Source organism: Stenotrophomonas sp. S49 (assembly GCF_016624905.1).
Lineage (GTDB): Bacteria > Pseudomonadota > Gammaproteobacteria > Xanthomonadales > Xanthomonadaceae > Stenotrophomonas.
The window spans coordinates 1-11390 of record NZ_JACVUD010000126.1; the positions used below are offsets into that span (position 1 = coordinate 1).

General features: G+C 67.8%; 12 protein-coding genes. 8 read left to right on the forward strand and 4 right to left on the reverse strand.

Features of this window, described 5'->3' with window-relative positions:
- Positions 1-103 precede the first annotated feature (103 nt).
- Both IAE58_RS18680 and IAE58_RS18685 read right to left on the reverse strand, forming a co-directional pair.
- The gene (locus IAE58_RS18680) at positions 104-1768 is read right to left on the reverse strand and encodes an AMP-binding protein (RefSeq protein WP_199934500.1); all 1665 of its coding nucleotides are present in this window, start codon (positions 1766-1768) and stop codon (positions 104-106) included.
- Between the two features lie 77 nt (positions 1769-1845).
- A complete protein-coding gene (locus IAE58_RS18685) occupies positions 1846-2316 on the reverse strand; it encodes a hypothetical protein (protein ID WP_199934501.1) in 471 nt (156 codons plus the stop codon).
- A 269-nt stretch (positions 2317-2585) separates the two neighbouring features.
- On the opposite strand from IAE58_RS18685, the gene IAE58_RS18690 reads away from it, so the two are divergent.
- Positions 2586-2750 carry a hypothetical protein gene (locus tag IAE58_RS18690; RefSeq protein WP_180886923.1) on the forward strand — a complete coding sequence of 55 codons (165 nt, stop codon included), beginning with the start codon at positions 2586-2588 and terminating at the stop codon, positions 2748-2750.
- Positions 2751-2852: 102 nt separating this feature from the next.
- Here IAE58_RS18690 and IAE58_RS18695 read toward each other — a convergent pair whose 3' ends face one another.
- A complete protein-coding gene (locus tag IAE58_RS18695) occupies positions 2853-3476 on the reverse strand; it encodes a YiiX/YebB-like N1pC/P60 family cysteine hydrolase (protein WP_199934502.1) in 624 nt (207 codons plus the stop codon).
- Between the two features lie 80 nt (positions 3477-3556).
- Between IAE58_RS18695 and IAE58_RS18700 the strand changes: the two genes are divergently transcribed.
- The 3 genes from IAE58_RS18700 (at position 3557) to IAE58_RS18710 (ending at position 7283) form a co-directional block, all read left to right on the forward strand.
- On the forward strand, positions 3557-4063 hold the full coding sequence (locus IAE58_RS18700; protein ID WP_199934503.1) for a hypothetical protein: 507 nt from the start codon (positions 3557-3559) through the stop codon (positions 4061-4063).
- 137 nt (positions 4064-4200) lie between these two features.
- Entirely contained in the window at positions 4201-6015 is a 1815-nt protein-coding gene (locus IAE58_RS18705; protein WP_199934508.1) for a M3 family metallopeptidase, read from the forward strand.
- Positions 6012-7283, forward strand: a complete 1272-nt coding sequence (locus tag IAE58_RS18710; protein WP_325166869.1) for a TPM domain-containing protein — start codon at positions 6012-6014, stop codon at positions 7281-7283. The genes IAE58_RS18705 and IAE58_RS18710 overlap by 4 nt, the downstream gene beginning before the upstream one ends.
- Position 7284: 1 nt before the next feature.
- Here IAE58_RS18710 and IAE58_RS18715 read toward each other — a convergent pair whose 3' ends face one another.
- A complete protein-coding gene (locus IAE58_RS18715; RefSeq protein ID WP_199934504.1) occupies positions 7285-7956 on the reverse strand; it encodes a VOC family protein in 672 nt (223 codons plus the stop codon).
- A 322-nt stretch (positions 7957-8278) separates the two neighbouring features.
- Between IAE58_RS18715 and IAE58_RS18720 the strand changes: the two genes are divergently transcribed.
- From IAE58_RS18720 to IAE58_RS18735, 4 genes are all read left to right on the forward strand, one after another.
- Entirely contained in the window at positions 8279-8647 is a 369-nt protein-coding gene (locus IAE58_RS18720) for a hypothetical protein (RefSeq protein ID WP_199934505.1), read from the forward strand.
- Between the two features lie 99 nt (positions 8648-8746).
- Positions 8747-9106, forward strand: a complete 360-nt coding sequence (locus tag IAE58_RS18725) for a hypothetical protein (RefSeq protein WP_199934506.1) — start codon at positions 8747-8749, stop codon at positions 9104-9106.
- A 394-nt stretch (positions 9107-9500) separates the two neighbouring features.
- Positions 9501-9941, forward strand: coding sequence for a DUF2231 domain-containing protein (locus tag IAE58_RS18730; protein WP_199934507.1), 441 nt, complete (start codon positions 9501-9503; stop codon positions 9939-9941).
- A complete protein-coding gene (locus tag IAE58_RS18735) occupies positions 9934-11244 on the forward strand; it encodes a sorbosone dehydrogenase family protein (RefSeq protein WP_108763140.1) in 1311 nt (436 codons plus the stop codon). The genes IAE58_RS18730 and IAE58_RS18735 overlap by 8 nt, the downstream gene beginning before the upstream one ends.
- Positions 11245-11390: the final 146 nt, after the last annotated feature.

Here is an 11390-nt window from a genome sequence, read left to right on the forward strand (position 1 = left end):
GTAGAGTCGAACGTGCTCGACTGCTTTGCGATCCTGCCCTTGTAGAGTCGAGCTTGCTCGACTGCTTTGCGCGACCAAACCAGAGCAGTCGAGCAAGCTGACTCTACGACCCCGCCGCTTGCTTCTCGATCTCTGCCTTGCGCAGCAGAAATCGCTGCACCTTGCCGCTGGGCGTCTTCGGTACCTGCGCCACGAACTCCACAAGGCGCGGATACGCGTGGGCAGACAGGCGCGAACGCACGTGCTGCTGCAGTTCCGTGGCCAGCCCTTCATTGCCACTGTGGCCATCGCGCAGGATCACGAACGCCTTCACGATCTCGGTGCGTTCCGGATCAGGCACGCCGATCACCGCGGCCTCGGCCACCGCGGCGTGTTCCATCAGCACGCTCTCCACATCGAACGGCCCGATGCGGTAGCCCGACGAGGTGATCAGATCATCAGAGCGGCCGATGAAACTGATCGAACCATCGTCTTCCCACTCCACCGAATCGCCCGTGCGGTACCAGCCATCGCGCAGCGCGGGCGTCTCGGCGCCGTAGTAGCCGGTGAACCAGAGAATGGGCGACTGCTGCACATCCACCGCCAGGATGCCCGGCGTGCGCGGCGGCAGGACGTTGTCGTGCTCATCCAGCACCGCCACCCGGTAACCGGGCATGGCGAAGCCGGACGAACCGGGCCGCACCGCGTGGGCCAGCGCGTGGTGGTTGTTCACCACCATGCCGGTTTCGGTCTGCCCATAGTGGTCCAGCACCGTGGTGCCCAGGTGTTCGCGGAACCAGCGGGCGATTTCCGGATTCAGTGGCTCGCCTGCACTGCTGACGACGCGCAGCTGCCCCTTGATGCCGGCGCTGGCCGCAGGGCCGGCACCGATGATCTGCCGGTAGGCGGTGGGCGAGCCCGCCAGGTTGGTTACCCCCAGCTGCTGGATGATCTGGTTCAGCACGGCCACACTGAATCCGGCTTCGCTGAAGGTGGTGGCGTGGCCCAGCAGCAGCGGGCCGGTGACCCCGTAGTACAGCCCGTAGGCCCAACCGGGATCGGCAATGTTCCAGAACACATCGTCTGCGCGCAGATCCACTGCCAGTTCCATGTAACTGGCAAAGGCCAGCAAGGCGCGCAGCGGCACCGGCACGCCCTTGGGGCTGCCGGTGGTGCCCGAGGTGGACAGCAGGGCCATCAGGTCGTCACCGCGCAGCATCACCGGCGCCCGCTCGGCCGATGCCAGGTGCGTGCGCGCCCGCCAGTCGATATCGCCATCGGCCACGCGCTGCCCGACGCCGGCGATGGTGGCTACGGTAGGGCAGCCGCCCACCCCGTCCAGCTTGCTGCGGTTGGCCAGGTCGGTCACCACCAGCGCGGTGCGCCCGGTGGCCAGCCGCGTTTCAATGGCCTTGGGCCCGAACGCGGTGAACAGCGGCTGGTAGACCGCACCCAGCCGCCAAGTGCCCAGGATCACCGCCAGCAGATCGGGCGTGCGCGGCAGCAGGCCGGCCACCACATCGCCACGGGCAATGCCAGCATCGGCCAGTACGTTCGCGGCGCGCGCAGCGGCTTCGCGCAGGTGTTCGAAGGTGTAGGTGTGCAGGCGCCCCTGCGCATCCACCCAGCGCAACGCGGTGGCATTGCGCCCGCAGTGGCGGTCGCAGCATTCCACGCAGGCATTCACACCGGTCTGCATATCGCCCTGCAGGCGCGCTTCCCACTGCGCCAGATCGAAGTCGGCCAGGGCCTGGTCGTAGGAAGGCCGTGCTGTGCTGTCGGGGGCCATGCGTATCTCCGCCAAGGGTCTGCCCGACGATAGGCGCGGCCGGGGGCGGCTGCAAATCGGACCAAAGGCGTAGGCGGTCAGCCGGCGTCGTCTTCGCCGAAGCGCACGCCGTTGAAGGTATGCGTACAGCAGGTGCACGAGGGCAGCATGTCCTTCGCCGTCAGCGCCGGCGCCACCCGCTGCAGCAGACCGGCCTCATCCACGTACAGCCCGCTGAAGTACGAGGCCTCGCCCACGCGCACCTGGTCGCGGCGCGGGGCATTGCCCGTGGCCACGATCCAGGCGATGGGTTCGGGCGTATCCAGCCGCGCGCAGGCTTCCGAATGCACCTGCACCCAGGGCTGGCCCACCTTTGACAGCAGGAAGCGGAACAGCGGTGTGTAATCGCGGCCGTGGCGGTGCCCGGCGTGCATCGAACCGCGCGTGGCCTCGCTGGCCAGCGTGCCCTTGCGATGCCGCTCGTGGCGGTAGTCGCCGCCGTGCTCGCCGTGGCGGCTGTTGCGTGCCCGTGCGTTTACCCGGCGGAACAGCGGGGCGGAACGGTCCATGTTCACTCGGCGCAGGGAAGAACGCCGATTGTCGGGCGGCCCCGCGCAGCCAGCAAGCGCCGGCCCACCTTAATGGGCGCGGCACGCGGCCGGCATAAGCACATGCGCAACCCGCATGAACCCTTCATGCGCTTGCGGCACAAGGGCCCGCGCGTGTTCATTCACCGCCGTGCACGCGCCCGTAGCCGCGCTGCAACGCGTGGTTAACCTTCGGCTGCAGACCATGCGCACGTCCACCGCATTCCGCGCGTGGCATTTGGAGATCGGACATGGCACAGCAGAACCAGAACCCGAACCAGAAGCAGCAGGGCCAGCAGAACCAGCAGGATCAGCAGCAGGGGCGTGGCCGCGACCAGCAGCAGCAACAGCAGCAGGAACAGCAGCAGCGCAACCAGCGCAACCAGCAGCAGGGCGGCCATGACGAAGAAGAATGACCCGCGTGCAGCCCACGCGTGAACGGTGAAGCCCCGCCTGGTGCGGGGCTTCGCTTGTTGCAGCGGGCATGTTTACAGCAGGCGTGTCTACCGCAGGCGTGTTTACAGCGGGCCTATCCGCTGCAGCGCGGGCGTGGCCGCCATGTCGTTGGGGTTGGTGCCGGGAAGATCCTGCGGCACTGCCATGCCCATGCCGGCGTACAGATCCACCCAGTGCTGGGAGATCTGCCCGGTCTTTGGATTGCGGAAGTTCATCGGCTGCAGCGCGAACACATGGTGGGTGCGGAACGCGCGCTCAATGAAATCCGAACAGTAGTAGCTGTCCTCGTTCAACACATAGGCCGTGTTGTACGGCTTGCCCAACAGGGTGCGCGCCGTGGCGATGGCATCGGCCAGCACCTGCGGCGGCGCCGCGCGCAGGCGGTACACCACGATCTGCCGCTGCTTGTCCCGCGCATCCTGGCGGAATTCCGCCAGCGTCTGCTGCCGCGAGCCCTTTTCATCGGCGTGCAGCACCTGCAGTTCACCCGGTCCATCGGCCACCAGGGCCACGTGGTCGAAGCGGGTGCCGCCTTCGCGCGCGGTGGCATCATCAATGGCGGCGCTCAGGCCGGTCTGGCCGGCGCTGACGAACAGCAGATCGCCGGGCCGTGCCTCCACGGCCAGCGCAACGGCCGGCCACAGCGCGGGCAGCAACAGGCCAATCAACAGGAACAGGGCGCGCATGGCAGGGCCGGGCTCGGGAAAAACGCGATTGTACGGCGCAGGGTAGGATGGTGCGACCGAACCGGAATCAGGATGATCCCATGCGCTGCCGCCGTTCCCTTGTGCTGCTGGTCCCTGTCTTCAGCCTTGCCCTGGCCGCCTGCACCCAGGCCCCGCAGGCTTCGCAGCCGCAGCCCGCAGAAGCGCCGGCCCCTGCTGCACAGGCCGCCGCAGCCGCAGCCGCTACGCCCGCCGCACCGGCCTGCCCGCACGAGCCGTTCGATACCTTCCTGAAGCACTTCGGCAATGAGATCGCGCTGCAGGAAACGGCCACTGCCGATCCGCTGCGCGACAGCTACGTCGATGCCGGTGCCGAGCCCGAGCCGAAGACCGTGGAAAAGCAGGTGCCGCTGGCCGAGGTGGAATGGCCGGTGATGCCGGATCCGGCCACGCTGGCCGGCCGAGGCCGCGAGATGACCATCACCGCGCAGGCCGATGGCCAGATGCAGGTGCTGATGCGCACCCCCGATACCAGCGACCAGCAGGTCTACACCTTCGCCCGCACCCCGTGCTGGACGCTGGTGAGCCGGGCCGATGAATCGATCTGAACAACGCCGGCCTCGCGGCCCCCGGTAGAGTCGAGCTTGCTCGCCCCCCGCCCCGGTAGAGTCGAGCTTGTTCGACTGGAATTTCCCGCAGTCGAGCAAGCTCGACTCTACAAGGACATGCCATGAACATCCGCAGGATGCGAACCTTCGCCCACGTCGCCGCGCTGTTGCTTGCCACCGGCACCGCCAGCGCGCAGGCCCTGCACGCCGATGACCGCGCGTACTTCGTCAGCGCCGGCGCCGAGCAGACCGCGCGCACCGTCCTGGTCGAGCAGACGGCGGCGCTGCAGGCCGCGACCGGGAGCGATCCAGCCGTGCGCTTCCGGCAGGCCGAGCAGCTGCAGGCGCAATGCCTGCGCCACTATGCCTACCTGCACCTGCAGGCCGGCCGCGATGCCCGCGATCGTCGCCCGGCGCAGGCGTTGGACCAGGTGATGGGCTTGTGCGGCAGCATTGCCCGCGCCGGCAGGGCGGCCCTGCATGAGGCGCCGGCCGATGCCGCCTGGGCCAACGCCTACCCGTTCCTGCGCGAGCGTGCGCAGCAGGAAGCCGCCCTGCCCAGTAACGCCGCGCTGGACGACGCGGTGGATGCGCTGGCCGGCCCGGCCATGGACAGCTTCGCGCGGCTGCGCCGACAGATCATGCGCACGGCCGTCTATCCGCAACTGCAGGGCGAGGGGCGGCAGTGGGACCCCGGTGCCGACCGGCTGGCGCTTGCCCAGCAGCCCGACCGCGCGCTGCGCGAGGCAGGGTGGAAGGGCTACTGGCAGGGCCTGCAGTCGCGGCGCGATCCGATGGCGTCGGTGCTGCTGGGGCTGGTGCAGGTGAACGACAGCGCCTCGCAACTGCAGGACCACGCTTCGGCTACCGAGCGTGGCTATCGCCACATGGGGCTGGACACCGCCACCGTGCAGACCACGCTGGCCGCGGTGGAACGCCACGCCGCGCAACGCGGTGCCTACCAGCAGCAGCTGCTGCGGCATGCAGAGAACCGCGGCGTGCTGGACCCGCAGCCCTGGGATACCACGGTGCCCGATGCCGGCTACGTGCCGCCGGTGCTGACCCTGCAACAGCTGCGCGACACCGCGGCCGACGCCATGCAGCACCTGGGGCCGGTCTACGTGGAAGAACTGCGCGCGCTGTTGGACCCTGCCAGCCACCGCATGGATCTGGACACCGCGCGCGGCCAGCGCAGCCAGGACGCATTCCCGGTGTTTGCGCCCGATGCACCCGCGCTGCTGTTCGTGGGCCAGCGTAGTGGTGATCTGGAAAGTGACGTGGAGATCGTCCACGAAGCCGGGCACAGCCTGCACGGGCAGTGGATGCAGCGGAACCATGCATCGCCGCTGCAGCTCAACGGCAGCGCGTGGCTGACCGAAGCGTTTGCGATCTACAACGAACTGCGCTTCCGCGACCGCCTGTACCAGCAGGCACAGGACCCGCGCGCCAAGGCGTATTACCTCAAGTCACTACTGGACGACATGGTGCTGCAGGTGTTCACGTCGGCCGAAGAAGCGCAGCTGGAGCGATCCATTTACCAGGGCGTGGCCAACAATACCCTGGGCACCGCCGATGATCTGGACCAGCTTACCGGGCAGGTGCTGGCGCGCTATGGCCAACAGCCGCAGCGCTACCCGGAACTGCGCAACGCCTGGATCGGCAAGCGCTTGATGTATGAAGACCCGAATTACCTGGTGAACTACCTCTACGCCGGGCTGCTGGCCGTGCAGTTGTACGTGCTGGACCAGCAGGACCCGGAAGGCTTCCGCGTGCGTTACCTGCAGGTGCTGGGCGAAGGCTTCGATCGCGCTCCGCAGCAGCAGGTGGCGCAGCTGTTGGGGCATGCGCCCGACTGGCCCGCGCTGGTCGATGCGGACATTCAGGTGTTCGACGACAACGTTACCCAGCTGCGCGCGCTGCATGCGCAGATCGACAGCGAGCGACATCGGTGAAGCGGGCGCTGCGCCGCCTTGGTTCGTGGCCAGCGCTGCTGCTCCTGCTGCTGTGGCCCCTGCTGGCCTGGGCGCAGGTGCAGGTGCCACCGCTGGATGGCCCGGTCGTCGACCCGGCCGGTGCACTGCGCCCGGCCACACGTGCCACGTTGGAACAGCAGGCGCGCGCGCTGCAGGCCCGCAAGGGCGGCGCGCAACTGCAGGTGCTGCTGGTGGGCAGTACCGGCCAGGAAAGCATCGAGGCCTACGCGCAGCGGGTGTTCGACCAGTGGCAGTTGGGTCGCAAGGGCGTGGATGACGGCGTGCTGCTGCTGGTGGCCGTGCAGGACCGGCACGTGCGCATCCAGCCCGGCTATGGGCTGGAGGGCGCCATCCCCGATGCCTACGCCAAGCGCATCATTGAAGAGGCCATCCTGCCGCGCTTCCGCGAGGGCGATCTGGACCAGGGCGTGCTGGACGGCAGCGCGCTGCTGGCGGGGCTGGTGGACGGCGAGCCGTTGCCACCGCCGCGCAGCAACCATCTGCTGGATCTGACCTGGCAGGGCATGGATACGATCCTGTTGCTGGCGTTGATGGCCGGGTTCGCGCTGGGCCGCTGGCAGGGGCGTTCGGCAGCCGTGCCGGTGAGACGGTGGTGGTACCGCCCGCTGCACTGGCTGGCGCTGATCGCGCTGGCCGGGCTGGCGACTGCGGTATGGGTGCCGCGGCAGATCGTGCCGATGCTGTTCTTGCTGGCAACGGCTGTGCCACTGGCGTGGGTCTGCGGGCAGCGGTGGCGGCGCAGCCCATCGCTGCGGCGCACGCTGTGGGGCCTGCTGGTCGCCAGCATCGGTATCAGCGTGGCCGTGCTCGCCACGCGCGGGGTGTTCCCCGGTCTGTTCGTGCATGTGGCCCTGTACTTCCTGGCAGGCATCGCCGCGGTGGTGCTGTGGTTCCCGCTGACCCTGGGTCGCGACCGCTGGCAGGACAGCCGGCGTGGCTTCACCCTGCGTGTGCTGCTGCTTGGCACGGTGATGGGCGCGGGCCTGGTGTGGGCGCTGCTGCAGCCGGACCGGCTGGATACCGAAGCGCTGCTGCTGGTGTTCGGCGCCGTGGGCTACATGGGCTGGGCCGTGGCCATGCTGGTGGGCACCGGCACACGCAGCGACGACGATGATGACGACCGGCGTGGCGGCTGGGGCAGCTCGTCGTCCAGTTCGTCCTCGCCCAGCGACTGGAGCGGTGGTGGTGGGCGCAGCGGCGGCGGTGGTGCCTCGGGTAGCTGGTAGATCAGACGGTGTACACGCGCCATCCGCGCGCGTCGTCGCGCAGTTCGCCGCTGCCGGCCACCCCACCGATCTGCAGCACCAGGCCCTGCGCATTGGGCAGGTCTTTCTGTTCGGGGAACCAGCGGCGGTCGGCGGCCACCACGATCAACAGGCCCTCATCGTCGCCCATCGGCGCGAACTGCGCCGACGGCGGACTGAGCGGCTGCAGGCCGAAACGCGCAGTGGCGTCGGCGCGTACCGCATCCACATCATCGCTGGGCAGGCCTACCTCGCTCAGGCACTGCAGTTCACTGCCGTGGAAGGCACCGATATGCGTGCCGGCCGGCAGGCGCTTGCGCCCAATCAGTTCCAGGATCAGGCCGTCGGGCCCGGTGAAATACACCGACTGCGACTGCCAGTTGCTTTCCAGCGCGAAGTAGTCGATGCCCTCGGGATTGCGTTGCAGCGGCGTGCGTTCGCGCAGCCACGTCATCGCTTCGGCGAAACGGTTATCGGGTACGTTGAAGGCCAGGTGCACGCCACCGGTGGCGTGGGCACCCGCCGGTTGCAGGTCGATCGTGCTCCAGCCGATGTGCACGTTGTGGCCGACCACGCGCTGCTGCAGCATATCGCGGAAATAGTCCGCCACGGTTTCGACGTTCGACACCGGCAGGGTGAGATGCAGCAGGCGCATGCGTGATCCTCCATGAAGCACTGGGGCGAGTGTAGCGCCGCGCACCTTTCGCCAGCGTCATCGCCCGCGCAACGAATCGTTACGCCGCCACGGCATGCTCTGGTAGGTGCCAACCTTGGTTGGCACACCCCGTCCGCAACCGCGCCCCGCCGCACGCTCTGGTAGGTGCCAACCTTGGTTGGCACAAGCCGTCCGCAGCCACGCGTTGCGACAGGGGCTTGCACTGGCGGCCACAACCGCAACAATGCACCGCTCAAGGACGACTATAGGGGAAGGGCATGCAGGGTCTGATGGAAGAACACCGCGCCGCGGGTGAAACCGCATGGCCATGATCCTGGCGCTGGTGCTGCTGGCACCGCTGCTGCCACTGGCCCTGCTGGTGCTGATGTGGCGGCGTGCGCCGCGCTGGCAGGGCAACCCGTGGTTGTACCGCGCGGGCTTCGCCTTTCTGGCCGCGCTGCTGTCACCCACGCTGCTGATGGCCGGCCACGGTGGCCTGCCGTGCCCCACCTTCGGTGGCCTGATACTGGTGTTCATGCGGCTGGAATGGATTGGCGATCTTCAGTTGAACCTGATCGCGTTTGGCAGCAAGGATGCCGCGATCCTGTCCGCACCGTTTCTGGTGGTGTTTGCCGCCGCCCTGTTCATCCCGCTGCGCACCGCCCGCCGCGCCAGCCTCACGTTCGATTGATCGCGCCCCCATCGGGCGCCCATTGGCCTGGTAGGTGCCAACCTTGGTTGGCACGAACCGTCCGCGCCAAACATGCGATCTGCCTCTGAAGGACTACAGATGGTCAGCAAAGACCCAACCAGCGAAGGCCCCGTGGATGCGGCCTTCCGCCCCGTCCTGACCTGGATGGCCAACGAAATCGCCGCAGGCCGGCCGCCGAAAGCGGCGAACGTACGGCTGCGCACCGCCGATACGTGGGAGGCCATCACCGGCATCCTCCAGGACTACGGCGAGACCTTGGTTCCGCTGCCGGAAACGACCTGGGAATCCTCGGTGTGCCAGTGGTATGGACAGCACTGGCAGGTCCTGGTCGACCTCTACACGGAGGGAGAGGGGCGAAGCGATCTGGTGATGCATGTCGACATCACCGAAGCCGAAGGCGGCTTCGATTACACCCTGCACTTGGTCTACGTTCCCTAATCACACGCGACCGTAGAGTCGAGCATGCTCGACTGCTCTGGCCCTTCGTAGAGTCGAGCTTGCTCGACTGCCGTCGCAAAGAGCAGTCGAGCAAGCTCGACTCTACCAAAGCAACGCAGCCACGCATCGCCCGGCATTCCAAGCAAAGCAGTCACGCACCGCCCGGCATTCCAAGGTCAAGCAGCCACGCACCACCCGGCATTCCAAGGTCAAGCAGCCACGCACCACCCGGCTCGGCCCATCCACGCATGGCGTGGATCTACCGGTGTCCGTCGGGTGTGTCCCGGCACATCCATCCAAGCCCGGCCGTGGCCCCGGCCGCCATCATCGCGTTGCCTCCCGGCCGCTTGTGCTACTACGGCCCGTGCAGTCCTTCCCCCTTCGGAGCACGACCATGGTCAACCCCGTCGCCCAGGCCCATCGCGGCCCGGGCACCACGCTTTTCAGCCTGCTGAACCCCATACCGTTCGGCTTCTTCGTCGCCGCGCTGATCTTCGACATCCTCTACCTCAACACCGCCGAGGTGATGTGGGGCAAGTCCGCCGCCTGGCTGATCACCTTCGGCCTGCTGATCGCCATCATTCCGCGCCTGATCAACCTGTTCGCGGTGTGGCGCCGCAACGGCACCGCCACCGGCGTGGACCGTGTGGATTTCCTGCTGAACCTGGTGGCCATCGTGTTGGCTATCTGGAACGCCTTCGTGCACAGCCGTGACGCCTATGCGGTGGCGGTGCCGGGCACCGTGCTGTCCGCGCTGACCGTGGCCCTGATCGCGATCGGCTACATCCTGTTGTCACTGCAGGCCCCGGTGCTGCAGGGAGGTCGTCATGGCTGAGCGCATCCTGCCCACGCTGGGCATCCTTTCCCTGGCCGTCATGCTCGCCGCCTGCGCCGGCAAGGCCGAATACCACCCGGCCGACCAGTCCGGTCCGCAGCCGCCGCTGCCCAAGCCGGCCAACTTCCTAATGCCGCCCATGCAGGTGCCCAAGGGCGTGGGCTGGGCCGAAGGCCAGGCGCCGGCCGTGGCCGAAGGCCTGAAGATCGAGCGCATTGCCGCCAACCTGCAGCACCCGCGCCGCCTGCTGACCCTGCCCAATGGCGATGTGCTGGTGGTGGAAGGCAATGGCCCCGGCGAAGAACCGGTCACCACGCCCAAGCAGTGGATTGCCGGCAAGGTGAAGGCGCGCTCGGGCAAGGCCGGCAAGGGCGGCAACCGGGTCACCCTGCTGCGGCGCACGCCGGGCACCGATACCTGGACCCAGCACGTCTACATCGAAGGCCTGCACTCGCCGTTCGGCATCCAGCTGATCGGCAACACGCTGTATGTGGCCAACACCGGCAACATCATGCAGTACCAGTACGTGCCGGGTGCCACCCGCATGGCCGACAAGGGCCGCGAGTTCACCGATCTGCCCAGCACCATCAACCACCACTGGACCAAGGAACTGCTGGCCAGCCGTGATGGCAGCAAGCTGTACGTGGGCGTGGGTTCCAACAGCAACATCACCGAAAATGGCCTGGCCGTGGAATACCGCCGCGCCGTGGTGCTGGAAGTGGACGTGGCCACCCGTGGCAGCCGCATCTACGCATCGGGCATCCGAAACCCCACCGGCCTGGACTGGGAACCGAGCACCGGCGCACTGTGGGCGGTGGCCAACGAGCGCGATGAAATCGGCGCCGACTTGGTGCCCGATTACCTGACCTCGGTGAAGGAAGACGGCTTCTACGGCTGGCCCTACAGCTATTACGGCCAGCACGTGGATGAACGCGTGCAACCGCAGCGGCCCGATCTGGTGGCCAAGGCGATCAAGCCCGACTACGCCATCGGCTCGCACGTGGCACCGCTGGGCCTGCTGTTCTACACCGGCCAGTCGCTGCCCGCGAAGTACCACGGCGGCGCCTTCATCGGCGAACACGGCAGCTGGGATCGTTCGCCATTGAGCGGCTACGAAGTGGTGTACGTACCGTTCAAGGACGGCAAGCCGACCGGCCGCCCGCAACCGGTGGTGACCGGGTTTGCATCGAAGGATGAAAAGACCCTGATGGGCGCCCCGGTGGGCATGGCGATGGACGCCGACGGTGCGCTGCTGGTGGCTGACGACGTAGGCGACGTCGTCTGGCGGGTCTCGGCAAAGTAACGGAACTGTAGAGTCGAGCCCTGCTCGACTGCTTTGGCCGTGGCTGTGGCTGTGGCTGTGGCTGTGGCTCCGGCTCTGGCTCTGCTCTGGCCTTTGTAGAGTCGGGGGGGGGGGGGGGGGGGGGGGGGGGGGGGGGGGGGGGGGGG

What these genes read in the sequence shown, in the direction of transcription:
- IAE58_RS18735 (WP_108763140.1), top strand. Translation starts at nt 9,934, where the DNA reads ATGGCTGAGCGCATCCTGCCCACGCTGGGCATCCTTTCCCTGGCCGTC.
- IAE58_RS18730 (WP_199934507.1), top strand. Translation starts at nt 9,501, where the DNA reads ATGGTCAACCCCGTCGCCCAGGCCCATCGCGGCCCGGGCACCACGCTT.
- IAE58_RS18700 (WP_199934503.1), top strand. Translation starts at nt 3,557, where the DNA reads ATGCGCTGCCGCCGTTCCCTTGTGCTGCTGGTCCCTGTCTTCAGCCTT.
- IAE58_RS18695 (WP_199934502.1), bottom strand. Translation starts at nt 3,476, where the DNA reads ATGCGCGCCCTGTTCCTGTTGATTGGCCTGTTGCTGCCCGCGCTGTGG.
- IAE58_RS18685 (WP_199934501.1), bottom strand. Translation starts at nt 2,316, where the DNA reads ATGGACCGTTCCGCCCCGCTGTTCCGCCGGGTAAACGCACGGGCACGC.
- IAE58_RS18690 (WP_180886923.1), top strand. Translation starts at nt 2,586, where the DNA reads ATGGCACAGCAGAACCAGAACCCGAACCAGAAGCAGCAGGGCCAGCAG.
- IAE58_RS18720 (WP_199934505.1), top strand. Translation starts at nt 8,279, where the DNA reads ATGGCCATGATCCTGGCGCTGGTGCTGCTGGCACCGCTGCTGCCACTG.
- IAE58_RS18715 (WP_199934504.1), bottom strand. Translation starts at nt 7,956, where the DNA reads ATGCGCCTGCTGCATCTCACCCTGCCGGTGTCGAACGTCGAAACCGTG.
- IAE58_RS18725 (WP_199934506.1), top strand. Translation starts at nt 8,747, where the DNA reads ATGGTCAGCAAAGACCCAACCAGCGAAGGCCCCGTGGATGCGGCCTTC.
- IAE58_RS18680 (WP_199934500.1), bottom strand. Translation starts at nt 1,768, where the DNA reads ATGGCCCCCGACAGCACAGCACGGCCTTCCTACGACCAGGCCCTGGCC.
- IAE58_RS18705 (WP_199934508.1), top strand. Translation starts at nt 4,201, where the DNA reads ATGCGAACCTTCGCCCACGTCGCCGCGCTGTTGCTTGCCACCGGCACC.